The organism is Streptomyces sp. NBC_01433, from assembly GCF_026340105.1.
Taxonomy (GTDB): Bacteria; Actinomycetota; Actinomycetes; order Streptomycetales; family Streptomycetaceae; genus Streptomyces.
In genome coordinates this window covers 284,705-308,979 of the sequence record NZ_JAPEPM010000002.1, presented here as the reverse complement: position 1 = coordinate 308,979, position 24,275 = coordinate 284,705, and the positions used below count along the sequence as shown (strand labels likewise).

General features: G+C 68.0%; 23 protein-coding genes and 2 pseudogenes. 15 read left to right on the top strand and 10 right to left on the bottom strand.

Translation table 11 applies throughout. From position 1 onward, the window contains the following. Positions 1 to 19 precede the first annotated feature (19 nt). A complete protein-coding gene (locus OG413_RS29050) occupies positions 20 to 1,027 on the bottom strand; it encodes an SMI1/KNR4 family protein (protein WP_266810832.1) in 1,008 nt (335 codons plus the stop codon). A 526-nt stretch (positions 1,028 to 1,553) separates the two neighbouring features. Here OG413_RS29050 and OG413_RS29045 point away from each other — a divergent pair. Beyond that, positions 1,554 to 1,688, top strand: a complete 135-nt coding sequence (locus OG413_RS29045) for an alpha/beta fold hydrolase (protein ID WP_266810830.1) — start codon at positions 1,554 to 1,556, stop codon at positions 1,686 to 1,688. A gap of 72 nt (positions 1,689 to 1,760) precedes the next feature. Continuing rightward, complete coding sequence (locus OG413_RS29040) at positions 1,761 to 1,997, top strand: hypothetical protein (RefSeq protein WP_266810828.1); 237 nt, start codon at positions 1,761 to 1,763, stop codon at positions 1,995 to 1,997. Positions 1,998 to 2,781: 784 nt separating this feature from the next. On the opposite strand, the gene OG413_RS29035 is transcribed toward OG413_RS29040, so the two are convergent. The 4 genes from OG413_RS29035 to OG413_RS29020 all read right to left on the bottom strand — a co-directional run bounded on the left by OG413_RS29035 (position 2,782) and on the right by OG413_RS29020 (position 6,009). Beyond that, positions 2,782 to 3,201, bottom strand: a complete 420-nt coding sequence (locus OG413_RS29035) for a nuclear transport factor 2 family protein (protein ID WP_266810826.1) — start codon at positions 3,199 to 3,201, stop codon at positions 2,782 to 2,784. Between the two features lie 207 nt (positions 3,202 to 3,408). Next, complete coding sequence (locus OG413_RS29030; RefSeq protein WP_266810824.1) at positions 3,409 to 4,131, bottom strand: VOC family protein; 723 nt, start codon at positions 4,129 to 4,131, stop codon at positions 3,409 to 3,411. Positions 4,132 to 4,311: 180 nt separating this feature from the next. Beyond that, positions 4,312 to 4,929: a TOPRIM nucleotidyl transferase/hydrolase domain-containing protein gene (locus OG413_RS29025; RefSeq protein WP_266810823.1), complete on the bottom strand. Its 618-nt coding sequence runs from the start codon at positions 4,927 to 4,929 to the stop codon at positions 4,312 to 4,314. 426 nt (positions 4,930 to 5,355) lie between these two features. Continuing rightward, complete coding sequence (locus OG413_RS29020; RefSeq protein ID WP_266810822.1) at positions 5,356 to 6,009, bottom strand: TetR/AcrR family transcriptional regulator; 654 nt, start codon at positions 6,007 to 6,009, stop codon at positions 5,356 to 5,358. Positions 6,010 to 6,211: 202 nt separating this feature from the next. Between OG413_RS29020 and OG413_RS29015 the strand changes: the two genes are divergently transcribed. The 4 genes and pseudogenes from OG413_RS29015 (at position 6,212) to OG413_RS47155 (ending at position 8,589) form a co-directional block, all read left to right on the top strand. Further along, the gene (locus OG413_RS29015) at positions 6,212 to 6,856 is read left to right on the top strand and encodes an SRPBCC family protein (protein ID WP_266810821.1); all 645 of its coding nucleotides are present in this window, start codon (positions 6,212 to 6,214) and stop codon (positions 6,854 to 6,856) included. A 494-nt stretch (positions 6,857 to 7,350) separates the two neighbouring features. Continuing rightward, complete coding sequence (locus tag OG413_RS29010) at positions 7,351 to 7,845, top strand: HIT family protein (RefSeq protein WP_266810819.1); 495 nt, start codon at positions 7,351 to 7,353, stop codon at positions 7,843 to 7,845. Positions 7,846 to 8,110: 265 nt separating this feature from the next. Beyond that, positions 8,111 to 8,248 (top strand): annotated as a pseudogene (locus OG413_RS29005) (IS5/IS1182 family transposase); the annotation flags it as partial. 14 nt (positions 8,249 to 8,262) lie between these two features. Then, the gene (locus OG413_RS47155) at positions 8,263 to 8,589 is read left to right on the top strand and encodes a hypothetical protein (RefSeq protein WP_353962293.1); all 327 of its coding nucleotides are present in this window, start codon (positions 8,263 to 8,265) and stop codon (positions 8,587 to 8,589) included. An 82-nt stretch (positions 8,590 to 8,671) separates the two neighbouring features. Here OG413_RS47155 and OG413_RS29000 read toward each other — a convergent pair whose 3' ends face one another. Then, positions 8,672 to 9,421, bottom strand: coding sequence for a dienelactone hydrolase family protein (locus OG413_RS29000; protein ID WP_266810818.1), 750 nt, complete (start codon positions 9,419 to 9,421; stop codon positions 8,672 to 8,674). Positions 9,422 to 10,072: 651 nt separating this feature from the next. On the opposite strand from OG413_RS29000, the gene OG413_RS28995 reads away from it, so the two are divergent. Then, positions 10,073 to 10,303: a hypothetical protein gene (locus OG413_RS28995; RefSeq protein WP_266810817.1), complete on the top strand. Its 231-nt coding sequence runs from the start codon at positions 10,073 to 10,075 to the stop codon at positions 10,301 to 10,303. A gap of 938 nt (positions 10,304 to 11,241) precedes the next feature. Here the strand turns inward: OG413_RS28995 and OG413_RS28990 are convergent. After that, the gene (locus OG413_RS28990; protein ID WP_266810815.1) at positions 11,242 to 11,979 is read right to left on the bottom strand and encodes an SDR family NAD(P)-dependent oxidoreductase; all 738 of its coding nucleotides are present in this window, start codon (positions 11,977 to 11,979) and stop codon (positions 11,242 to 11,244) included. Between the two features lie 181 nt (positions 11,980 to 12,160). Between OG413_RS28990 and OG413_RS28985 the strand changes: the two genes are divergently transcribed. The 3 genes and pseudogenes from OG413_RS28985 to OG413_RS28975 form a co-directional block, all read left to right on the top strand. Continuing rightward, the gene (locus OG413_RS28985; protein WP_323137977.1) at positions 12,161 to 12,787 is read left to right on the top strand and encodes a helix-turn-helix domain-containing protein; all 627 of its coding nucleotides are present in this window, start codon (positions 12,161 to 12,163) and stop codon (positions 12,785 to 12,787) included. 859 nt (positions 12,788 to 13,646) lie between these two features. Then, positions 13,647 to 14,156 carry a DinB family protein gene (locus OG413_RS28980; protein ID WP_266810813.1) on the top strand — a complete coding sequence of 170 codons (510 nt, stop codon included), beginning with the start codon at positions 13,647 to 13,649 and terminating at the stop codon, positions 14,154 to 14,156. 86 nt (positions 14,157 to 14,242) lie between these two features. Further along, positions 14,243 to 14,468, top strand: a pseudogene (locus OG413_RS28975) (IS982 family transposase); the annotation flags it as partial. A 423-nt stretch (positions 14,469 to 14,891) separates the two neighbouring features. Here OG413_RS28975 and OG413_RS28970 read toward each other — a convergent pair. Both OG413_RS28970 and OG413_RS28965 read right to left on the bottom strand, forming a co-directional pair. Then, on the bottom strand, positions 14,892 to 15,677 hold the full coding sequence (locus OG413_RS28970) for an SAM-dependent methyltransferase (protein WP_266810811.1): 786 nt from the start codon (positions 15,675 to 15,677) through the stop codon (positions 14,892 to 14,894). Between the two features lie 998 nt (positions 15,678 to 16,675). After that, complete coding sequence (locus OG413_RS28965) at positions 16,676 to 16,906, bottom strand: EF-hand domain-containing protein (protein ID WP_266810810.1); 231 nt, start codon at positions 16,904 to 16,906, stop codon at positions 16,676 to 16,678. A 661-nt stretch (positions 16,907 to 17,567) separates the two neighbouring features. Between OG413_RS28965 and OG413_RS28960 the strand changes: the two genes are divergently transcribed. The 5 genes from OG413_RS28960 (at position 17,568) to OG413_RS28940 (ending at position 23,020) form a co-directional block, all read left to right on the top strand. Further along, positions 17,568 to 18,104 carry a hypothetical protein gene (locus OG413_RS28960; protein WP_266810808.1) on the top strand — a complete coding sequence of 179 codons (537 nt, stop codon included), beginning with the start codon at positions 17,568 to 17,570 and terminating at the stop codon, positions 18,102 to 18,104. A 429-nt stretch (positions 18,105 to 18,533) separates the two neighbouring features. Further along, positions 18,534 to 19,310, top strand: a complete 777-nt coding sequence (locus tag OG413_RS28955) for a (5-formylfuran-3-yl)methyl phosphate synthase (RefSeq protein WP_266813139.1) — start codon at positions 18,534 to 18,536, stop codon at positions 19,308 to 19,310. Positions 19,311 to 19,318: 8 nt separating this feature from the next. After that, positions 19,319 to 20,722 (top strand): aldehyde dehydrogenase family protein, encoded by a 1,404-nt coding sequence (locus tag OG413_RS28950; protein ID WP_266810807.1) that lies wholly within the window; start codon positions 19,319 to 19,321, stop codon positions 20,720 to 20,722. A 2-nt stretch (positions 20,723 to 20,724) separates the two neighbouring features. After that, positions 20,725 to 21,828, top strand: coding sequence for an NAD(P)-dependent alcohol dehydrogenase (locus OG413_RS28945; protein WP_266813137.1), 1,104 nt, complete (start codon positions 20,725 to 20,727; stop codon positions 21,826 to 21,828). Between the two features lie 274 nt (positions 21,829 to 22,102). Next, positions 22,103 to 23,020, top strand: coding sequence for a class I SAM-dependent methyltransferase (locus OG413_RS28940; protein ID WP_266810806.1), 918 nt, complete (start codon positions 22,103 to 22,105; stop codon positions 23,018 to 23,020). A 475-nt stretch (positions 23,021 to 23,495) separates the two neighbouring features. Here OG413_RS28940 and OG413_RS28935 read toward each other — a convergent pair whose 3' ends face one another. Continuing rightward, positions 23,496 to 24,047, bottom strand: a complete 552-nt coding sequence (locus tag OG413_RS28935) for a dihydrofolate reductase family protein (protein ID WP_266810805.1) — start codon at positions 24,045 to 24,047, stop codon at positions 23,496 to 23,498. Positions 24,048 to 24,275: the final 228 nt, after the last annotated feature.

Genomic DNA, 24,275 nt, shown 5'->3' with positions numbered 1-24,275 from the left:
CTCCCTTCGTGGGGTGGCACTACGCGCGCAGGTCGGCCGGCAGTCCGGCGCCGGCGTTGTCGAGGGTGACCGGGTGGAAGAAGTCACCGGAGACCGCCGATCGGGAGATCTTCTCCAGCTCCGCGGGAACCTCGATCAGCTCGTCCTCCAGCAGCGTGAAGATGTCATCGGCCAGGTACTCCAGCCGCGACACGCCGATCTCCGGGGTGTCGCCCTGCCGGGTCCTGCGGTCGTCGTTGTCCCAGTACAGGATCGAACCGGGTTCGGTGCCCTGGACCTTCAGCACCAGCGCACCGCCCTGGACCCACGCGATGGGGAGGTACTCGGCCGTCAGACGGTCGGCCATCACCGCCGTGTTGTCGAGCAGGTCGTAGGGGTCCGGATCGCCGTAGAGGTTGAAGAACTGCTGGTCGAGGACGAACCCGCGATCAGGATGCACGATCGCGTGCTCCGGTGGACCGCCGCCGTTCTCTATCATGAAGGTGCGGTAGCTCTCCGGGAGCCGGTACTCCAGGTATTTGCCCTCCAAGTGGCTCAGGTCGCCGTCGCTCAAGCCGCTCCCGGTGCGCATCGCGGCCGGAACGCGTGGCTGCGCCACCGGGCTCCACAGTCCCGTCTTGGCGCGGTTCGCCCGCATGGTGGCTACGCCGCCGTGGTGGGCCATGTTGTTCTTGACGTCGACCGGAAGCAGCAGGAACCGGCGCTCCAACGGATCGTGGTGCCAGGTCCAGCCGCGCGGCGTGGCCATGTCCGGGGCATTCGCGTACAGCGGGTCGCCGGTGCCGGCCGCGGCGATGTTCGACGCGAGTACATCGGTGACTCTGGCCTCGTCGATGCCCAGGCCGGGCGGCACCGGACCGCTCTCGATCACGATCCGGGCGTACGGCAGGAAATCGGGGAAGCCCAGGAGCCCGACGTACACGCCGTCCGAGTACTCGCGGCTGCGGTGCGTGCATGCGAAATCGACGATTCCACCCGCGAATTCGGAGGTCGGCGAGCCGCCGGGCTCGGTACCGGATTCGGTCATCTGTCGCACGTCTCCTTGGCCCTGACGGGGGAAGTTCACAACTCAACTGTCCCACGCGGGTGGTTCGGGTCGGCCCGCCGAGATGACGCCGGACGTAGAGCCTTTCTCTTTGACCGGTCGCAGATCAACTGACCACCCTTTCAAGGGGACTCGCTCCAGCTCCCCGCCGAGAAGGGCGCCAACCGTACACCTGACCCGTTTCGCCGCACCCTTCCCCGCTGGGGTGAGGGCGGGCTGCGGGCTGCTGGGCGTGTGTCACGGCCCCAGCGCACCGAGGTGGTGAGTCTTGATGTTGCTCGCTCGTGCGATCGCAGGGACTCAGGGGTCGTTCCTGAGCTGTTCGCGCTGGGTCCGGCAAGCGAGGGCGCGACGCACAGAGGCTGACGCGGTGGCGGTGACCTTCGCGGGGATGTCGAGGCCGGGCTGATCTCGTCGTACGCCTTCCGGTAGCTGCCGGACATTTCTGCCCGGTGCAGCATCAGGTCCTCTTCGACGAGGCGGCGCAGTTCGTCGACGTTCTGGGGGCGTGAAACGCCTTGTGGACGACGTCCAGGCGCTGCGCGAACACCTCGGTCTCTCCAGGATGGATCTGCTCGGCCACTCCGCCGGTGCCAACATCGCGACGCAGTTCGTGGCCCGGTACCCGAAGAACGTCAGCTAGCTCGCCCTGATCGGCCCTGGAACCCGAGCTGTCGGTGTAGCGATCACCGAGGAGACACGCCGTGAGCTCGCGGTGCGGCGGAAGAACGAGCCGTGGTTCCCGGACGCGTTCGCCGCGTTGGAAGCGATCACCCAAGGTACCGGCAGCAACTGGGAGGCCACTGCTCCCTTCTTCTGCGGTCGGTGGGATGCCGCGGCGCAGAAGCACAATGCGGCCAGCCGGCCGAGCAACAAGGAAGCCGTCGCTGTTTTCGCGGCCGAAGGCGCCTTCAGCCCGGAGACCACTCGTGCGATGCTCGCCGCCTGTTAGGCTCCCGTCCTGTTGCTCGGCGGAGAGTTCGACTTGAACAGCCCCCCTCGGACGGTGGCCGAGTTCGCGGCACTGTTCCCCGATGCCACGCTCGTGGTGGAGCCAGGGGTGGGTCACTACCCCCTGGCTCGACGACACGGACCAGTTCGTGGCGACCATGGCGGCGTTCCTGTGATGAGAACCTTGCCTGCTGCCTGCTGCCTGCTGCCTGCTGCCTGCTGCCTGCTGCCTGCTCGACCGGCTCCACACCGCCACCCCACGCCACCGGCCCACGCCACTAACCAATGTCGTCACCAATGTCGTCGCAGTCAGGCTCCTCTCCGTCGCAGACGGCCCAAGGAGCTCAACCGCCCTCTCGTGATCAGCGCCGACACGGACGAGGCGGCCGGAGCACGGGCACCGAGGCTCCTGGAGTCCGCCGCCGACCTGCCCGTCCGCGCCGTCGCCGCTCCTGCTCGACCGGATCGGCGGACTGCTCTGCCCGGCCGACCCGGTGAAGGGGGCAGCCGTGGGCGTCTTCTTGGCCACCACCATCGACCCGGCTCGTCCCCCGGCAGACGTACGTGCGGGCATCGGGCGACGCCGGGCATCGAACTCACCCAGTCCACCGGGCTGATGAGGACCGGGCTCGCCCCCACCGCACGACGGTTGCTCAACGACTGACGTGGACCACCAGGGCAGCCCGAATCGGCGTCCTCTTCGCCGGATGCATGTATGCCTCGGGCGTGCTGCCTCGTCAGGAACGATGTACGCAGCCCCGCGCATGAGGGTTTGGGTCATGCCGTCAGGGAGCGCACGCCTCCGCGATCGACAGGCTGTTCTCGTACAGGTGGTGCCGGGTGATCCGACCGCCCTCGACGGTGAGGCGCAGCGCGAAGGGGCCCGCGAAGGACTTGCCCGTCGCGCGGACGGTCCCCGAGAGGTGACCCATCAGGACGGCCTCGGTGCCGTCGACAAGGAAAGTACTGACGGACGCACGGGCGTCCTCGGCCACAGTGTGTTCGGCCAACTCCGGCAACTGAGCGGCGCATTCGGCGGCCGTGGAGCGCGGTCGGATCCACGGGACGGCGGGGTTCTCGGCGAGCAGCCAGTCGACGTCGTCGGCGAAGAGTGCGGCGAGCCCCTCGGTGTCCCCGGCGAGGCGGAGGGAGAGGAACGTCTGAACGGTGGCGCGGGTGGCGTCTGCGGTGGTGGTGTGCGTCATGGTGGTAAGCCTGGCAGGGCACTGCTGAGGCGTCGATTACCCCGGGGGTAATGCGAGCAGGCGGCGGTCCACCAACGGCTCGGCGGGCGCATTCTGAGCTTGTTCCGCGCCCCTGAACCGCTGCAATGCGGTGATCGTCCACGTCAGTGTCGAACCACCACGGACCGCCCCGCCGTCAGGAGGGTCGCCGTGTCTGGATCGATCGCGTTACGGGGCGGTCAGCACACAGAACTCCTGGCCGTCGGGATCGGCCATCGCCACCCGGCCGATCTCGCCCCGGCCGATGTCGATTCGAGCCGCCCCGAGGGAGACGAGACGGTCGACCTCCGCTTGCTGATCACCGTGGACAGATGGAGCGAGGTCGAAATGCAGCCGGCTCCTCCCTGCCTTCGGCATCAGTGGCGGACCGCCCCAGGTGAACTTCGGACCGCCGTGCGGCGAGCGGATCGCGGTCTCCTGGTCCTGGTCCCAGACCAACGGCCAGCCCAGCGCACGGCTCCAGAAGTATCCGACGTCCTGCGAACCGTCGCACGCGAGCGCCCCGATGAAGCCGCAGTCGGCAAGGAAGCTGTTGCCCGGCTCGATGACGCAGAACTCATTGCCTTCGGGATCGGCGAGCACCACATGACCCTCCTCCGGACGTTGACCGATGTCGATGTGCCGGGCGCCGAGCCCGAGTGACCTCGCCACCGTCTCCTGCTGGTCCTCGAAGGACGTGCTCGTCAGATCGAAGTGCATCAGGTTCTGGCCGGCCTTCTGCTCCCGGGTCGGGAGGAACCGGATCCGGAACCCGGTGTCATCGCTCGGCAGGAGGGCGATGCCGTCGTAGGGGTCGTCGGCCATCTCCCAGCCCAGGACACCGGCCCAGAAGCGCGAGAGACGGAGCGGGTCGTTCGCGTCGAAGCAGAGCGCGTGGAGGTGAGAAGTCATCGTTCGGTATCTCCGATCTACTGACCGGTCGCCCCACCCTCCGATCGAGTAGGGGAGTCCATCAGCAAGAGGGCTTTCATCCAGGTCGTGCTGGAGCTTGCCCAGACGGCGTCACCCGGTCAACTCATTAACGACCCGCGCTCCGTCACCGTCGTCACAACAGCCCTCCTCGTCCACCATTCACAGGCTCATGAGGAGATTGTCGAGGGCCGACGGTACTTGTTGGGGGTCGAGGGCCTCGACGAGGAGGCGGCCGTAGCGGATCTTGCGGCCTTTCTTCGTGCCGAGGAAGCGCCGCAACTGCTGCTGTCGGGTGCGCCCCTGTTGTGCGGGCTGGTGCTGGAAGGTCTGCCAGGCGCGGAAGTCGCCCTCGGCCCGGATGACCTCTGCGACCCTTGCCGTGCCCAACGCGCGGATGAGTTCGTCCTCCAGATCCGCCGCACACACGAAGATGTCCCGGTGCGGCGCCCGTGCCCGTTGCATGCCGCGGTCGAAGAAGCGCTGCTCGCCCTCGTCGCACAGCCCTACCAGGCGCAGGCCGAGGCCGGGCGGCCCGAGGAGGCCGGCATGGCGGCCGACGCTCATCGCCCCGCCCATCGGCACGACGCACACCCCCTCGGCGGCCAGATCCCGGTCACGTCGTGCGGCCAGCGCCTCAACGGCCGCGAGGTCACTCAGCCCTTCCACCAGTACCGCTGTCCGCACCCCCAGTCCCACGGCCAGCTCATGCGCCGGCCCGCCGGGCCCGCCGGCCGCCCAGCCACTGACCGCGTCCCGGAACGCCCGCATCTCCGCCATGGAACGATTCTGCACCTCCACCGACTTGCACGGCACAGGATTATTCGAGGGCCCGCTCGACACGACCGCCGCCCTCGTCCGTGCGGCGAGCTTCGCCTCCCTCCCTCGCCCTCCGGCCCCCGGACCATCCCTCCTCGTCCAGGAATTCCCCGTAGTGATCGTCGAGTTCACCGGCTCGGTGAGCGCCGCACTGCTGGTGCACCATCCGCCCCCGACCCCGTATACGGCCGAAGTGCGTGTTCGCCGACCGCGCGTACGGCTACGACACGTACTGGTGCCTGATCCGCAAGCGCGGCGGTGATCCTGCGATCGAAGGTCTGTACGTATGGCCACACCGCGACTCCTCATTCCGCCTGCTGACTCGGCGCGTCTTCTCTCGCCCGTCGGGCTCCGGGCCGGATCGAGGGCGTTGCGCCGCGTGCGACGTCAGGATCGGGGCGCCAGCAGGTCGTCCAGCTCGGCTGCGAAGAGCAGGGCGGGGTCGAGGTTCATGCCGGCGAAGTGGCCGGCGAGTTCCAACGACAGGACGCCGTGCAGGCGGGTCCAGAAGGTCAGGAACCGGTGAAGTGCCTCGGGTGGGGCGGAGTGGCCGGCGGCCCAGTCCCGGTGGCCCTCCAGGTAGGTGCCGAAGGGTGTCGAGGCGCTGACCGGGGCGAGCGCCGTGCACGCGTCGAGGAGGGTCGTCATGATCTCGGAGGAGATGGCGGTGGTGTCCGCGGGCGCTCGGTAGCCGGGGATGGGGGTGCCGTAGATGAGGAAGTACCGCTGAGGGTCCGCCAGGGCCCAGCCGCGCAGGGCGTGTGCCAGCCCGGCCAGGTCGACGCCGTCGGCAAAGGCGGTGCGGAGGGTCTCGGCGAGACTTCGGTACGCCTCCCGGACGAGTTCGGTGATCAGATCGTCACGGCTGGCGAAGTAGCGGTAGAGCGCCGGTCCGCTCATGCCCATCTGCTTGGCGATCGCGTTCAGGGAGAGCGCGGACGCCCCCGCCGTGGCGATCTGCTCCCAGGCGCGTTCTGTGATCTCCGCCCGCACCTGGGTCCGGTAGCGCTCCCGCGGGGTGCTCGCGCCCGTCGTCGCCATGGCCTGCCACCGTTCCCATCCATATGGCTACAACCTCAAGGGTTGGTTAGAAGCTATCACGCAACCCATTGACCCGCCGCTCCGTAAAGCGTTATAACCATTAACGAACACGAGAGTGTCTATCTCGATTTGGATGTGCGGCACGACCGCGCGCCCCGCCCGACAAGACAGCGCTCACGCCCCATCGACAGAGGAGAACTCCATGCCCGGCATCCGCGGCACCGGCATTCGCGCCGCCCTGCTCACCGTCCCGCTCCTCCTCGGCCTTCTCGGGGCCACTGCCGCATCCGCCGGGGCCGTCGACTCCCACACCTCTCACCCCGGCAAGTCCCTCACCTGCCGCGGGAAGGGCGTCGACCCGGATGCTCTCGTACGCCATCGGACCGAGATCGTGATCGACGCCCCGCTGCGCACCATTTGGAATCTGCAGACCGACGTGGAGCGCTGGACGTCCTGGCAGACCCCCGTCGAGACCGTGGAACGCCTCGACCAGGGCCCCTTCCGCAAGGGTTCGGCATTCCGGTGGACGACTCCGATACCCCCCAACCCCTCGACTCCCGCCACCAGCCTTGAGATCACCTCGACCGTTCAGCAGATCAAGCCCAACTCGTGTATCCGTTGGACCGGCCCGGCGATCGGTGAAGGGCTGCATATCGACGGCGTCCACGTGTGGAACTTCACCAAGGTCAAGGGAGGCTTCCGCGTGAGCACCGAGGAGACGCACACCGGCGCCCAGGTCGAGGCGGACGTTCCCACCGCGACCAAGATCCTCAGCGAGGGCCTCGAATCATGGCTGCTCGACCTGAAGTCCGCCGCCGAAGCCCGCGCCCAGAACCGGCAGCACTGACTCAGGAACCGCTCGCGCGTCGCGTATTCATCGACACCGGCCACCTGCGGGGAGGGGCGGGGTCTCAGGCTCGGGGGACGTGCTGAGCAGGGGCAGGATCGCGCCGCGGCTGGCGGGTACCCGAAAAAACCGTGCCATTCGGGTACCGGCCCGGTCGGCCGGGGGAGACCGGCTACGGCAAGCACCGAACGCTGTCGGTCGGTCCACCCGCTGTGCCGCTGGGCCGGCCCCGGCATCTGCTCGACGAACGCCCGCCGTCCGTACGAGGCGTCACGACAGAAGAAACGGTGGACCCGCCAGCAGAGGACGCCCACCGTCCCCGGCTGGAAACGTCAGCAGGAAACCGTAGGTAGTCGCCGAAGGGTAATGCTCCAGTTGCAGATCCCGATCTTGAGCCGATGGCTCTCTCCTGCGCCGGTGCGGGTAGTAGGTCTGAGGCAGTCTGGTGCTCCCCCCTACGGAGAGGTGCGCAGGTGCCAACGGATCGACAGCCGATGGATCTTGAGAAGTACGTGGAGCGGACCCGAAGCGGCCCCTGCTTCGTCTGCGCGTTCCTGGCCGGGAACCCGGACTACCCGCATGCGACGGTCTTTGAGGATGCCGATCATGTGGCGTTCCTGGACAGGTGGCCCACGGTGCCGGGCAAGGTCCTGGTCGCGCCACGGGCGCACGTCGAGCACGTCGTGCGCGATCTGGTTGAGGCGGACTACAGCCGGCTCATGCTGTTCGTCCGGGAGATCGCCCTCGCCGTCGAGGCGGTCTGCGGGCCGGAGCGCACGTACCTGTACTCGCTCGGCAGCCAGCACGGCAATGCGCATCTGCACTGGCACATCGCCGCCCTGCCGCCCGGCGTTCCCTATCGTGAGCAGCAGTTCCACGCCGTGATGACGGAGAACGGGGTCCTGAAACTGTCGCCGGAGCAGGCGGCCTCGATGGCCGCGCGTCTGCATGAGGCGGTTGTCGCGCGGGGTGTGCTCAAGCCGGGATGACCGGCGGTGTCCGGCTGTTTCCAGTCGGCCGCACACCTGACGGTCTTGCCGGTCGGGACCGGTCGGCACATGGAGGGGAATGCGGACCAGGGTCAGGTTCCAGACCGGAACGCAGTGGGTTCATCTGCCAGAGAGGTACGGCGACTGGCGGGGCGTCTGTTACCGGTTGCGGAAGCGGCCCGTCGCCGACGGCGCATGGGAACGGGTCTTCAACGCGCCAGTGGCTCAGGCCAGCGCCGATGAAGATCTCAACTGGCCGGTCCCGGTGGATTCCACCACCGTGCGCGCTCACCAGCATGCGACCGGGGCCCGCAAAAGGGCTCCGGCCGGCGAACCGGGCCACGCCATCGGCCGGTCCCGCGGCGGGCTGACCACGAAGATCCACCTCGCCGCCGACGGCCGTTGCGACCATTGGTAATGGTGCTCACCGCCGGGCAGGCCGGTGATATGCCTGTCCTTGCCGAGGTCATGTCCCGCCTGCGCGTTCCCCGGCGCCGTGGACGGCCCCGCACCAGGCCGGACATGGTCCTGGCCGACACGGCGTACTCCTCACGCGCTGTCCGCGACCACCTGCGCAGGTGCGGCATCGGCACGGTCATTCCCGTACCGGCGGATCAGGAGGCCACCGGCTGTGTCGCGGCAGCCGGGGCGGCAGGCCGCCCGCCTTCGCTCAGTGAGTCAAACGAAAGTTCTGGTGTCTCGATGCGCGCCCAGGCAGCGAGGGCGAGTTGGGACCCTATCTGATCATCATCCATGAGCGGGGACCCTAGCCGCAGGGCGTGACAGGCGTTGGACACCAGTCAACAGCGCACCGGAGCCGGGAGCTTCACCTGTCGGCCAGGGTGAGGTCGAGGAGAGGGAGCAGTCGGTCCCAGTGGCGCTGCAGTGCGGCGGGGTCGAAGGCGTCGGTGTCGGACATGGTGAAGCCGTGGACGGTGCCGGGATAGATCTCAGAGGTGTAGCTGACGCCTGCGGCATCCAGGGCCTGGTTGAGCTCGCTGATGGCCTCGGACGACATGTCGTTTTCGGCGAGGCCGAGGTGGACTCGGGCGGTGAGCTTGGAGACGAGGCGGTGCGGGCTGTCGGGCGCGTCGGTGACCAAGCGGCCGGGGTGGAATCCAGCGACGGCGGCCACCTGGTCGGGATGAGCCGCAGCGGCGCGCATCGCCAGGACGGCGCCCATGCAGTAGCCGATCACGGCGACCGGCCCGGAGCTGACCTCAGGCTGGGCGCTGAGGAACCTGAGGTAGGCGTCGGCGTCACGCTGGGCACGTTCGGTGGTGTGCGCCTCGATCAAGGGCATCAGCTGAGCGAACACCGCGGGCCGGCTCTCTTCTCCGATGTGCTCGGGAAGCTCGATCACCGGTGCCGGGCCGTGCCGGTAGAAGAGGTTGGGGACGAGCACGTAGTACCCGCGCTCGGCAAGTTCGCCGGCCATCTCCCTCAGTACGGGCCGCACGCCGATGGCGTCCATGTACAGCAGCACCCCTGGGTGTCGCTCGCCACCGGCGGGGAAAGCGGCGAAAGCGTCGGCCTGTCCGTCCTTGGTCGGGATCTGCAGCGTCTTGGTGGGCAAGATCTTCCTTCCTTGGGCTGATGCCAGTGCACAGCCTCTACCAGGATTGAGGTCAACCAGAGATCAGCCGGGCGGTGACCGGCGACCACCGGGCAGACCGGCGTGAACCAGAGTGAACCAGAGTAGTGACGATCAAACCCAGCCGACATGGGGAGGCTGACCAGGTGACTCCATCCGGATCGGGGTCCCTTCACTCCGGCTACAGTCGCAGAACATCTCCAGGCTGACTGAATCGTGATCATTCTCAGCCGTAGCGGCTCCCGAACGTCGAGGTTTGGTCCGGGTGAAGGCCACCGCCCGTGGTTGCAGCGACTCTGTCCTTGATGAGGTCTGGCACACCGTTCCTTCCTTGAGGGCGGACGAGTTCTGCCGCGCGCACGCCGTCGCTTTCGCCGCCCCGCCCTTCAGCCCGACTGGTTGAGGGCCGGCAGCCCCCGCCGCCTTGTGCCCCGGTGGCCCACCGCCGTCAGGAGGGCGTACGACTCCGGCTGCGCGTTCCACGCCAACCAGAACATCGAACCGACTGCATAACCGTCAGCCCGCCTTTCCAGGGGGTGGCCCGTCCGAGTGGATGTGGCGCCAACTGCCGTACCCGATCCCCCTTGTTGTCCGACGATGTCTCCCTTGCTACGTACCGCATCAAGGGAGACCATGCGAACCCGCACGACCGCCACTGCCACCGCCGCACTCGCAGCGACACTCCTGGTCGCGCCCCTTACCGCCTGCACACAGTCCGAAGCGGAGGTGCGGGCCACGTGCGAGCGGGCGCTGGACAACCAGTCGACGCTCAGCAACCGGCCGACGGCATGCCAGGACGTACCCGACGAGTCCTATCGAACGCTCCTGCTGGTCTACGACCTGAAGGCGGAGGGTCTCGACTAGAGGCCGCCAGTTCATACGGTCCTCCGGGCGGACGGCGAAGGCCACCGACGGGGAGTGGAAAGCGCCGTGGGCCATCGCTGGCCCGCCCGGTACGAGAGGCCGCCTTCACCTGCCCGCGAGCGCGGCTGCCCTGACCGGTATGGCCGCCAGACGTGAGGCCCGAGGACGGCAGCGTCTTGGCGTTGACGTGTTTCGGCGGGCCTGTCTACGAAGGGCCCCGCAGCGTGACCTATTTCGGCGTTGACGGACTCCACGCATGAGCGTGTGACCAGCTCAAGGTCATGGCGGAGGGCCCCAGCCGAGTGTGCGGTATCACCGGAACGGGGTGCACCAAGAGCAGATGAGGCGGCGGGCTGTACGGCTGTCGCCCCGTCGAACCGTGCCCGGCCGTTGCGCGATGCGGCCGGGAACGGGGCTCTTCCCCGATCGTCGGGATGCCATTCAGCGCCGGGGGCACGCGGCCGGGACCGGGCGCTGGGATCAGGGAGGGAGCAACGCGCAAGGCTTTTGGGTCGGACCCAAGTTGGACGCGGAGGGCGCACCTTGCCGGGTGATCGATTGATGGTCATCGAGTAGGCCGACGTTGGCCCGTCGGCTGGGAAGGTACGCCCATGCCTACCGCAGTTGTCGAGGACGGCTTGACGCGAGACGGGCCTCCGATCGACGAGATCGTTCGGGCGCCGACGGCGAAGAAGGCCATCCAGGATATCTACAACGCCGAGAACCGTGAGCATGCCGCGAAGGCAGTCACGGCCTTCGCCGGCGGCCCGCAGATATTGACAATTTGCTCCGGCTCCGTAAGGCGACGAGCCACGGCACCAGCGCCTCCGCGAGGTGCTGATACTCGGCGGCCTTGCCGGGGCTTCCCGCTCCACATCCTCTATGTCATCGAGTCCGGCCGATGGTGTGTCGGCCCGACGGTAGGTCCGCACACCGTTTCAGCGGGTCTGGTCGGTCGGTCGGATCAGGATCTCGTTGACGGCGACGTGCTCGGGCTGGGTGAGCGCGTACAGGACGGCGTCGGCGATGTCCGGGGACTGAAGGGTCCGCATGGAGTCGGCGTAGCTCTTGGCGAGGGCCTGCATGGCGGGGTCGGTGATATGGGTGGCCAGCTCGGTCGCGACCATTCCGGGTTCGATGACGATGACGCGTACGCCCTGCGCGGTGACTTTTTGCCGCAAGGCTTCCGAGAAGGCGGTGATGCCGAACTTGGTTGCGGCGTAGACACCGCCGCCGGCAGGTGCGGTGCGCCCTGCTGTCGAGGAAATCTGCACCACGGCGCCCCTGCTCTCCAGCAGGTGGGGCAGGGCGGCATGGGCCGTGTACATCGATCCGAGGAGGTTGGTGTCGATCATGCGCGTCCACTCGGCGGTGTCCGCGTTGAGGATCGGTCCGCTGAGCATGACACCGGCGTTGTTCACGAGGGCGTCGAGGGCGCCGAAGTGCTCGACGGCCGCCGTTACCGCGTCCTGCACGGACTCGCGGTCGGTGACATCGAGCTCCAGGACCAGGATCTCGCCGGGGGCATCCTGTGCGAGCGACTTCAGTCGATCGGCCCGGCGGGCCCCGACCGCCACCCGGGCACCGGCTTTGGAAAGGGCAAGCGCGGTGGCCTGTCCGATGCCCGAGGAGGCGCCGGTGACCAGGACGACCTTTCCGTCAAGGGTGTTGCTCATGTCTTCCTCCGATGGGCGAATGCTGAGAGGCGGTAGCACCGCCAGGTGTCTTGGCGACAGTCGGCGGTTGATCCAGTAGAAAATGACCGCTGGGTCATTTTGAGCGTAACACCAAACATGACCGTCTGGTCATGTTGCTGGTAGGCTCGTATTCGCCGGATAGGGGATACGTGTGAGCGAGATGACCACTGCGGGTCGGCGGGCGGACATGGTGCGTAATCGGCGCCTTCTGCTCCAGGCCGCGACGGAGGCGTTCGCGGAGCTGGGGACGGACGTGTCGATGGGCGAGATCGCTCAACGCGCCGGCCTGGCCAAAGGCACGGTGTTCCGGCACTTCGCATCGAAGGAAGACCTGCTTGCGGCGATCATGCTCCAGCTTGTCGACCGGCTGATCAGCACGGCGGAACGCCTTGTCGAGGCCGACGACGCGGATGCGGCGCTGGTGGAGTTCATGGCCGACGGCATCGAGGCCCTGGCCGCCGACCGTGCGTTCTGTGAAGTGATCGGGCGCCCGTCACTGGACCATGCTGGTGTCCGGGACGCGATCGGCCGCCTCTGCGGTGCCGCCGAGGCGCTCACTGGCCGGGCGCAGGAACAGGGAACCGTCCGCGGCGACGTCTCGGGCACGGACATCGTGCTGCTGCTCTCAGGCATCCATCAGGCGGCAGCGCCCCTGCTGGCCACACAGCCGCAGGCATGGCGCCGCTACCTCGAACTGACCCTGGACGGGCTCCGCGCCACCGGAACCCGCAAACTGCCGCATCCGCCGGGTGACCTGCACCTCGGTGAGCATTCCGGGAAGAGCTGACCCACGGACGTCGGGGACAGGGCCCGCCGCCGCATCGCACCGCTCACCAGATCCGTTCGGCAACGTGATCCGCTTCCACGGCTCGGCGACGTGCCCATATTCCTCGGGCGGCGGCACCGACAGGAGGACCTGGGCGAGATCCGGATGCCGGCGGGAGGGGCCGACTCCGTCGAGGCGGCAGTGCAGTTCGACGTTGAGCCGCAAGGGTGTCTAGTGCTCCCATGAAGCGATGTTCAGCAGGACGGGGCTTTCGAGCGCACGCCGCGCACGAGGCGGTCCTGCCCGGCCCCGAACGAAACTGGGATCAACCCATCCACAGGTCTTGACGTCTCCCGAAGGGCCTTTGGCCTTCGGGGATCCCGCCGGGAGCGGTTGCTGTGACGGTAGCCAGCTGAGCCCGGGTGCGTGGCTTCCGCATTTGAGCCGCCGTTGGTTACGCGGGGCCCAACCTGCCCTCCGCGCCGACGTGCGGCACGTCCGGGCGGTTGCCCAGTGCGCGCGAGGACCCGATCGCCGGGCCTGAGGCATGCGCTGCTTCCGTCACTCGGAAGGTCCCCCCGCTTGGCGTTGGTTCAGAGCAAGTGGCCCAGGATCGTGCAGACTTCGACCGGTCTCCGTAGTCCCGGTTCCGTACTCCTGACAAGGAGACGTTCGCCGGCATCGAGGAACTGGGCCAGGTCCGCCTAGATGGACGATTCCAAGGGGTAGTTGCGGCTGCGGGGTCCAATGAGCCTTTCCCATTGCTGTGTTCGGCGGCCTCTGTGGGAACAATCAGGTCCGGTTGACGGCCCTCGTACGGGGACAGTCGACGGGATCAGATACTGGCCCTCAACGCAGGAACGGATGAGGAGCACGATCAATGACCAGCGACAATCGCATAGGACCGCCCAGTTTTGGCAGCGAACGCGACATGCTGCGGGCTTTCCTCGACTACCACCGCGCAACGCTCGCCATGAAGTGCGAAGGGCTTGCCGACGAGGAGCTGCGGCAGCAGTCGATGCCACCGTCCACGCTTTCGCTGCTCGGTCTGGTGCGGCACATGGCGGAGGTGGAGCGTGCTTGGTTCCGTCGAGTGTTCGAGGACAACGACGCGCCCATGGTCTGGTCCGACGAGATCGACTTTCAGGCGGCGTACGACGCGAGTGCGTCGACCAGGGACGAGGCGTTCGTGGCCTGGGATGCCGAGGTGGAGAACTCGCGCCGTATCGAGCGGGAGGCTGAGTCACTGGACCAGGCCGGGTATCAGCCACGATGGGGCGAGGAGGTGTCGCTGCGGATGGTGATGGTGCACGTGCTTCTTGAGTACGGCCGCCACAACGGGCACGCGGACCTTCTGCGTGAAGGTGTCGACGGGACCGTGGGCGCCTGAGTCCGCAGGAGCCATCGATCTTCACATGCTGATCCGTTCCGGAGAATAGCCCGCAGGGTTGGAAGGAGGGAGTCCAACGTCAGTGTGTGAGGACAGAGTTGGACTCCCTCGCCACCGCACTCCATGGGAAGACCGACGACCTGCTGAAGGACTCACCGCACCTGGCGCCCCGGCGTCCGGCGGTCGGGATCGCCGCGCAACTGACTGATGCCGAGCTGGTCACGCTCGCGATGATGCAGGCCATGCCGGGCTTCACCTCCGGCCAAGTGGCTCCGCCACGTCCGCGCTCACCTGCGGCATCTCTCCCCCCATACCGCCAGCAACATGCTGAGGAGGGGGCGGAGCGTTGCACAGTCGTGTTGCAGCAGGGTCGGCGTCCTGACCGGCCGGGCCCGTCAGCTCGAGTTCCCGGGCGATGACGCCCCGGGCGATGACGCCCCGGGCGATGACGCCCCGGGCGATGACGCCCCGGGCGATGACGCCCCGGGCGATGACGCCCCGGGCGACGGCGCCCCGGGCGACGGCGGTTGTCGCGCCCACTCCACCTCAAGCTTCGTGAGGTCCTCGAACTGTTCCTGGGTGAGCCGACCCTGCTTCAACTAGGGGTTGCTGACGAAGATGTCGACATGCGCTGCCGGTGGGGTGGCAACGTCGATACTCCTCTGCCAACAGCCCGGATCGACCGCGCCGTCGGAGGCGCTTCAACCCGGTCGTAGATGTCGATGCGCAGGAGGTCTACGGCTTGCGGGCGACGAGTCCCCACTGGTCGACGAGAACCGGCTGCTCGTCTGTCGGCCGCCACTGCGCGATCGATACGAAGCCCGGCTCAACCAGTTCCAGACCTTCGGCGCATCCGGTGATCTCCTCGGGCTCCCTCACCAGGTAGGGCGGGTTGTCGCCCGACCCGTACGCCTCTTCAGCGGCCAGCGTGGCGGGCGTCTTCACCGTGTCGCACAGCACAAGGTAGCTCCCCGACGGCATGCGGGACATGTACCGCTGGACCACGTCGATACCGTCGGCCGGGGACAGGTGTCCCAGAGTCGACAGCAGCAGCACAGCGACCGGCTCCGACAGGTCCAGCGTCCTGGCGGCCGCGTCCACGACCTGATCCGTCTCGGACAGGTCCGCCTCCACATACTCCGTCCGGCCGTCCGGAGCGCTGGTCAGCAGTGCTGCGGCGTGGACCAGGACGATCGGGTCGTTGTCCACGTAGACGATCCGGGCCTGGGGCACGATGCTCTGCGCCACCTCGTGAGTACTGTTCTCCACCGGCAGGCCGGTTCCCACATCGAGGAACTGACGCACGCCCAGCCCGGCGAGGTACCGGACCGCGCGAATCTGGAACGCACGCGATGCGCGGGCGATATCGACCATCTGCGGGTAGGCCGCGCTGACCGCATCGGCCAGATCCCGGTCAACCGGGTAGTTGTCCTTCCCACCCAGCCACGCGTTCCACACCCGTGCGGAGTGCGGCACGTCCGATCGGATCCGCCTACGGAAGTCAGCATCGTTGCTGCTCATAATTGTCTCCATACACACTGAATTTGTAAGCCAGTTGGCCTGATCGTATCGTTGCATGACGGCCTCGCGGTCCGGTGAAAGGTGCCGGTGACGGCGCGCTACAGCTGTGGCACCCCCAGTTCGCGACGGCCGATTGTCACGTACGTCGGACAAAGGGCATTCGGCGCCCGGATGGACTCCCCGGAGATCGGTCAGGTCCAGGGCAGTTGTGCCGTCGGCTCTGTGCGGACGGACCCAGGACAGTGGTCAGGGCGGGGTGCCGCTCCAGACACAGGCTCCGACTTACCGGCAGACGGAACCGGTTCGGCTGTGCCTTTGTAGCCGCAGGTCATGCTCGTGTGACAGTCGTCAGCCTGAGCATTGCCCACTGCGGCGACGGTGCCTGCGGGCCAAAGGCCGCCACCACGAACGGTGTTCCGAATCTCCGCTGGGTGCCTCGCGTCGTGTTCACGACGGGTCCAGTGGCCACTTCTGCTCCAGGACACGGCACACGGGCCGCGCTCGCACCCCGAGGAATCATGCGAACTTCGGCCTCGGTTCGGGTGGTTTCGCGTATGTACGTGTCGCGAGTTCGCGGTCTGTCCAGGGCGAGCCGGACGCTCTCCGCGCGGACATTCATCCTCCCCGGGTACGGTCGTCGGGCTGCCCGTCGGGCGCGTCAGGAAACGAGCCGTCGTGCAGGGGAGTGACGGGACCAACCGCAGGCACACCCGAGCTGTCCTCGTGGGTCCCTGTTCTGACCCCGGCCTGTCTCGTCGCCAGCGCAGTCGACCCCAACTGTTCACGGGGGTGGTCGGATAGGCCACATTCGCGGCGGCCTGTACGCGCTGAGACCCGGCCGTTGTACGGCGCCGGGCCCGAAGACCGGCGAGCTCGCCGGGCACTGCGCTCGGCGAGCCGCTGCGAGCGGTATCGGCACAAGCCGCCCACACCCCGTCGGCCGGCTCCGTGAAGAGCTCTGAGCCGCCCCACCCCTGTACGCGCACCCAGGCCGGGCATTACGGCCCCGGGCACGCCACGAAGGCCTCTCTGAGCACCGCGAGGATGAACTCCTGGCGTGAGATCGGGCCGTCCCGATCGGTGTCCAGCATGGTGAACGTGTCCATCGCGTCGGGCGCATCGCTCATCCCCACGTCCATCAGGAAGCGGGCGAAGCGGGTGAACTCGTCCTCGGCGATCTCGTTGTCGCCGTTGACATCGAAGATCGCATGGCCGCCGCCCTCGGTCACGTTGAGCCGACTGGTGTCGATGGCGGCGAGGCGGTCGGCGGTGACGAACTGGTCCTTCGTGAGCCGATCCCCCTCTACGCCCGCGTGACGCAGCAGCTCCAGCCAGTAGATCTGGTAGAAGGTGCGGAGTGCCCTGGCCCGGAGGTCGTCCTTGTCGAGCCGGCAAGCCTCGACGTAGTGGTCGGCGAGCTTCTGGTAGTCCGTTCAGGTCGGACAGCCGTCGTGGTTGGCGTCCATGGTGTCGAGTTCACGCTCGTAGGCGGTGGTGATGACATCCTGCGTCGTCGTGGTCATGGGGGGCGAACCCTTTCGGCGATCTTGCTCTCGTGACTTCCTCAGCGTGGGGCCGGGCCTCCTGAGGGCACGTCGAATCACGCATCTGACACCCGATTCAGTGATCACCCCCTGGGGGTTTGCCGCACGTACTCTTCGCGCGCGACTGAGCTGGGCCGGCAGGTCGCCCGTGGCGGGCAGGTCACTGCGGTGGCCTGCCCGGCCCCGCATTGGCCTTCGTACTACGCGAGCAGACCCAGCACGCGAGATCAGAAACGCGCAGTCACCGTCTCCGGTATTGCTGATAACCCACCGAGCCGTGTGTCGTCGGCCGTTTACTGTACGGATACGCCGCGCTGCCCAGCGCAGCCATCTGAGGAGGAATCCTGTGTCATCGCCCTGCGACCCCCAGCACGCTCCCGCCGGCGATGTGGGCGCAGCGCTCATGGTGATCGACTCTCGGCTCAAAAGCATCCATGACGGCAACACCGAGACCGACGCCGAACAACAGGCGCTGATCGACCAGTTCACCGCGACACTGGGCCCCGAGGGAGCCAATGACCTGCTGGACGGGGCGTGCACGCTCATTTTCATGTTCATGACGTGGCTGCGGAAAGCCCACGAGGACCACGACAAGGACGTCATCGAGTACGTGGTGCCCACCCTTGTGGCCACGATGCGCATGATGCCCAGGAGCGTTCGCCCCGAGGCCGTCCCCACCATGGCCGGCCTGGTCATCGCCGCGGGCACCGGCCTGAGCCCCAACCTGTGGCGCAAACAGTACGGAGACTGGACTGACGAGGAGATGACTCCCCTGGAAGTCACCGCCTTCCTGCTCGCGGAGCACATCAACCGCATCACCGACGACTCGGACTTCGCCACCCGCATGATCGCCGAAGCTCTGTCCAGTTCGGAAGAGGACTGACGTGCCGCATCCTCGCGAGTGCCCTCACGGGCGGCGGCTCTCTGTTCAGCGTTCCAGGGACCGTTCGTGCATGTGCCGGGCCATCGCAGATCAAGGGCGCTGCTCCGGACCGTAACCGGGCATTCCACGGCCATTCCGGGGAAGGGGGCCGCAGCCCCTACTTGCCCACTGGATCCGGTGGTGCCGTGTGCCCGGTGCCATGGGCCAACCCGTCGCGACGAGGTCGTACCGGTTGCTGATGATGGTTGGTTCTTCGGAACCTGTGGTCGGGCGGGCGCTGGTTCGAACCGGCGTGCACGGCGCGTTGGCCACGCCGTTCCATACCCGTTCGGACTCCGCGCGCCCTACCGGTGACTTCGGGCCGCAGTAATGATGAGCAAACCGCAAGGCATCCAGGCGACTTCGCACACCTGCCACTTGGCCCAGGACATGCGGTGGAAGGAGTCCACGTTGTTGCTTCTCATCTCCCCGGACAGTGTCGAGGAGGCCCTCGACTGCGCGAAGGCGGCGGAGCATCTTGACATCGTCGATGTCAAGAAGCCCGATGAGGGCTCGCTCGGCGCGAACTTCCCGTGGGTCATCAGGGAGATCCGCGACGCGATCCCGGCGGACAAACCGGTGTCCGCCACCGTGGGAGACGTGCCGTACAAGCCCGGCACGGTGGCCCAGGCGGCGCTCGGTGCGGTTGTCTCAGGAGCCACGTACATCAAGGTCGGCCTCTACGGATGTACGACGCCCGAACAGGCCATCGATGTCATGCGCGGCGTCGTCCGGGCGGTGAAGGACTATCGGCCGGACGCGTTCGTCGTCGCCTCGGGCTACGCCGACGCCCACCGGATCGGCTGCGTCAACCCGCTCGCACTGCCCGACATCGCCCTGCGCTCCGGCTCCGACGCGGCCATGCTCGACACCGCGGTCAAGGACGGAACACGGCTGTTCGACCACGTTCCGCCCGAGGTCTGCGCGGAGTTCGTCCGGCGGGCCCACGAGGCCGATCTGCTCGCCGCCCTCGCGGGCAGCGTGAAGGTGGGAGACCTCGGCGCGCTGACCCGTATCGGCACGGACATCGTGGGGGTGCGCGGGGCGGTCTGCGAGGGGGGCGACCGTACCACCGGAAGGATCCAGCCGCAGTTGGTGGCCGCCTTCAGGGCGGAGATGGACCGGCATGCACGGGAACACGCGGCTGCCGTCACCGCCGCGAGCTGACCGCGGGCATGGTGACACATCAGCACCGTCACGCACCCGGAACCCTCGGCGAGCGCTTCGCCGTCCTCGATCCGGCAACGGGCGAGGCCTTCGAGGAGGCCCACGACCAGCAGCCGGACGAGTTGGACGCCGTCGTGGGCCGGGCCCATGAGGCATGGCGCAGCTGGCGGGACGACCGAGTCGCCCGCGCCACCGCGTTGCTGGCGGCAGCCGACGCCGTGGCGGCGGCCGGGGCGGACATCGCTCCGCTGCTCACCCGCGAACAGGGCAAACCCCTGGCCGAGTCGTACGCGGAGATCGCCCGCACGGCGGCCCGTCTGCGCTACTTCGCCGAGCTTGCCCCCGGGCCCCAGCCCATTACGGACGGTCGGCCGGTACGCAGCGAGATCCGCTGGCGACCGCTCGGGCCCGTCGCCGCGATCGTCCCGTGGAACTTTCCCCTCCAGCTCGCGTCGGCGAAGTTCGCGCCCGCGCTCGCCGCAGGCAACACGATGGTGCTCAAGCCCTCTCCTTTCACGCCCCTCGCCACACAGCTGCTGGGATCCGTCATCTCCGCCGCCCTCCCCGAGGACGTACTGACGATCGTCACCGGTCACGAACCGCTCGGCGCCCGCCTGGCCTCCCATCCGGGGATCCGGCACGTGACTTTCACCGGTTCGATCCCCACCGGACGGGCCGTCGCGCAGGGCGCGGCGGCGTCGCTCGGCCGCGTCACCCTGGAGCTGGGTGGCAATGACGCCGCCATCCTGCTGGAGGACGTGGATGTGGAGCGGATCGCGGACCGGCTGTTCTGGGCGGCGTTCCGCAACTGCGGGCAGGTCTGCATGGCGGTCAAGCGCGTCTATGCCCCGGCTCGGCTCTACTCCGACGTCGTCGAGGCCCTCGCACAGCGCGCGAGGGCCGTCGTCGTCGGAGCCGGCCTCGACCCGGGCACGCAGTTGGGCCCGGTCAACAACGTCCCCCAACTGACCAGGGTCGAGCGCTATACGGCCCAGGCCCTGGCAGACGGTGCCCGAGCCGTGGCCGGTGGCCACCGGCTGGACCGACCGGGCTACTTCTACGCCCCGACGATCCTGGCCGATGTCCCGCCCGACAGCCCGGTGGTGACGGAGGAGCAGTTCGGTCCGGTCCTGCCCGTGCTGCCGTACGGGAGCCTCGACGAGGCCGTCGAGGCTGCCAACGACACCGGCTTCGGGCTGGGCGGCTCGGTATGGGGGACGGATCTCGACCGGGCGGAGGCGGTGGCCGACCGGCTGGAGTGCGGGACGGCATGGATCAACCACCACGCCGAACTGTCCCTCGCTCAGCCCTTCGCGGGCATCAAGGAGAGCGGTGTCGGCGTCGCGGGCGGGATATGGGGGATCCACGGGAACCTCAGGCCGTTCGTCGTGCACCGTCCGGAGGAAGCGTGACGATGAGGTTCGGCGCGGCGGTTCTGCGCTCGTACGAGGGCCGATTCGCCATCGAGGAGGTGATCCTTGACACGGGACCGGCCGAAGGCGAGATTCTGGTCAGAATTGCGGGCTGCGGGATGTGCCGGACCGATCTCGCGGTCCGGCGTTCGGCGGGCCGCTCACCGCTGCCGGCGGTGCTCGGCCACGAGGGGGCCGGGGTCGTGGTGGAGACGGGCGGCCCGCACACCGGCCTGAGCAACGGCGACCACGTCGTACTGAGCTTCGACTCCTGCGGACACTGCCGGAACTGCATGGGCGCTGCCCCCGCCTACTGTGACTCCTTCGCCTCGCTCAACCTCTTCGGAGGGCGCGAGGAGAACGCCGCGCGGCTCATCGACGCGGCCGGAGACGAACTGGCCCCCCGATGGTTCGGCCAGTCCTCGTTCGCCGAGTACGCGGTGGTTCCGGCCCGCAACGCCGTCCGTGCCGACCCCTCGCTGCCCATCGAACTGCTCGGGCCGCTCGGCTGCGGTTTCCTCACCGGCGCCGGAGCGGTTTTCAACTCCTTCGGCGTCGGGCCCGGCGACACCGTCGTGATCTTCGGCGCGGGAGCGGTGGGCCTGGCCGCGGTGATGGCGGCCGCCGCCTCCGGAGCTGTGATCGTGGCCGTCGACCGGCACCCCGAACGGCTGGCACTCGCCGAACGATTCGGCGCGACCCCGCTGCACGCCGCGACGGCCGACCTGCCCGGCCGCATCCAGCGACTGACCGACGGCGGTGCGCAGTACGCGCTGGATACCACGGCCTCCGCCCAGCTGATCAACGACGCACTCCGGTCCCTGCGCCCGACCGGCCACCTCGGTCTGGTGGCACGGCTCCACACCGCGTTGTCGCTCGAACCGGGAGCACTGGACCGGGGCAGAAAGATTTCCCACATCTGCGAGGGGGACGCGGTGCCGGGCCTGCTGATTCCGCGGCTGACCGGGCTGTGGCAGGCCGGGCGGTTTCCCTTCGACGAACTGATCCGTACGTACCCACTCGCCGACATCAACGAGGCCGAACGCGACTGCGACGCGGGCCGCGTGGTCAAACCCGTCCTGCTTCCCGAGGGCAGGAACCGATGAGCGAGGCATTACACGCCGCTACCCATCCGACCCACTCCGATCGGCCGCCGTCCGACGGCAGGCACCGGACACCGCACTGCGGTAGCCGGCCCGCACGGTTACCCGCCCCACGCCGGGCCGGCCGGACTGGGGAGCCGGATGGCCGCGAGGCTGCGCGCTATCGGCATTCCCCGAGTATCGGGGCGCCCGGAGCGGTGGCCTCGTGCGTCCACCATCGATCCATCATTCGCATTCCTCGCTATCAGCGGGTCTCAACTCGTCCAAGGGAGAACACGTGGTCGGCACTACGCCTCGGAACACCGGCGTGGAAGGCAAGGAGGGTGTGGAGGGAGGCGTCGGTCTGACCGCTCTCATGGTCGCCGCGGCACGGGCGATCGAGACCCACCGTCACGACAGCCTGGCACGGGACGTCTATGCGGAGCACTTTGTGCTCGCCGCACCGGCGTCCGCCGACTGGCCGATCCGCATGCAGCAGGTTCCGGATGGGGACGCGAACCCGCTGTGGGGGCGATTCGCGCGCTACTTCGGGCTGCGAACGAGGGTTCTCGACGACTTTCTCCTCCGATCGGTGCGCACGGGCAGCGCTTGCCAAGTCGTGCTGTTCGGGGCGGGGTTGGATTCGCGGGCATTCCGACTGGACTGGCCTCCCGGCTGCGTGATCTTCGAGATCGACAGGGAAGGCGTGCTGGCGTTCAAGCACAAGGTGCTCGACGGACTGTCGGCCACCCCGAAGGCAGCGCGCGTACCCATCCCGATCGATCTGCGCGCCGACTGGGTCGGAGCGCTGGCCGACGCCGGCTTCGACACGGCCGCACCGAGCGTCTGGCTGGCGGAGGGGTTGATGTTCTACCTGCCCGCCGCCGCCGAGACGTACCTCATCGATACGGTGGACCGGTTGAGCACGGGTGGAAGCGCTCTGGCGTTCGAGGTCAAGCTCGACAAGGACTTGCTGGAATACCGCGACAGCCCGCTCTACACCTCGACGACTCACCAGATCGGTATCGACCTGCTCAGCCTCTTCGACAGAGAGCCGCGGCCCGATTCCGCCGGCGATCTGGCGAGCAACGGCTGGTCCACATCGGTCCGGACCCCCTTCGACTTCACCCGCCATCACGGACGCGGCCCGTTGCCCGAGCCGAACGACGCACTGGCGGGTAACCGGTGGGTGTTCGCTAACAAGCCCCTACCGTAACGCTGCCGTAGGGCGACCGGGCAGGCCGAAGGCGACCCCGGGCAAGCTCTCCCGCGCGGAGGCTTGCCCGGTGCCCGGGGCACCGTTGTCGTCCTTGGTGGTTCTGGGGCGTCGTATGGAGCGTCTGGTTTTGAAGGGCCCGGCGTCTCCTGGCTGTTCAGGGAGATGCCGCTTTGGTGCGAGAGCCGGGAGCCGAGCGGGGTCAGCGCTGCGGTTGCGTGCGGAGTCGGGCTCAGGGCGTGGTTGGGGGCGGCGTGGCCGGAACCCGACAGATCTACCGCGAGATCACGACCTCCGAATCCTGACCGGGCGGGCAAATGGCCGGACAGATGGGGCGGCGGTGCGAGGACCGGGGAGCGGGGGAGTGGCTGCCGTTGACGTGGCTGCTCCGACGGGTGGCTCGGAGGTCGGATCCGGCCGTAGCTTTCGTCGGTGGGTGCTCACGCTCCGGCCGCGTGGACTTGGGCGCCGGGGGTCAGCGGGCCTGGAGGCTGTAGTGGGCCTCGATGACGCCGTTGGCGAAGGTGTGGCTGGAAGCCAGCGTCAGGGGGATCGGCTCGCCGTCGGCGAGGGTGCGCCCGGTGCCGACGATGACAGGGTTGATCTGCAGGTAGAGCTCGTCCAGTAGGCCGTTGCGCATCAGCCACTGGACCAGGGTGATGCTGCCGCCGACATTGATGGAGCCGCCGGGCTGCTGCTTCAGCGCCCGGAGCTGACCGGTGATGTCGTCCCCGGTGACCAGGCTGCTGTTCTTCCACTCCTCCACGCTGGTGAGTGTGGAGGAGACGACGTACTTGGGGGAGGAGTTCATCCAGTCGGCGGTGGGCACCTGCTCGTTGGAGGCGTGCGGGAAGAACGGGCTCCACTCCTGGTAGGTGTTGCGGCCCAGCAGGGCGGCGTCGGCGTCCTCGAACAGCCGCAGCAAGGCCGCGCCCGTCTCGCTGCTGTTGTAGGGCATGTTCCACAGTTCCGGGGCCTCCACCACTCCGTCCAGAGACGAGAACAGATAGGCGATGATCTTCCGCATGGGGTGCTCCTGCAAGCTTGGCCATCAGTTGCTGTCATTTGGTTGGACCGCGCACTCCGACGGAACTCATCGCTGTCGGCGCGAAGATTCCCGGAGAGCTTTTCGATGGCCCAGAAGCCGGCTGTCGCGCGGCCGACGAGAACCGGCCTGTCGATAGATCTGAGCCGGACGGCAACCGCGGAGCTCACCGAGAGGACCCGGCCATCGACGACCTCGATGACCTCGACG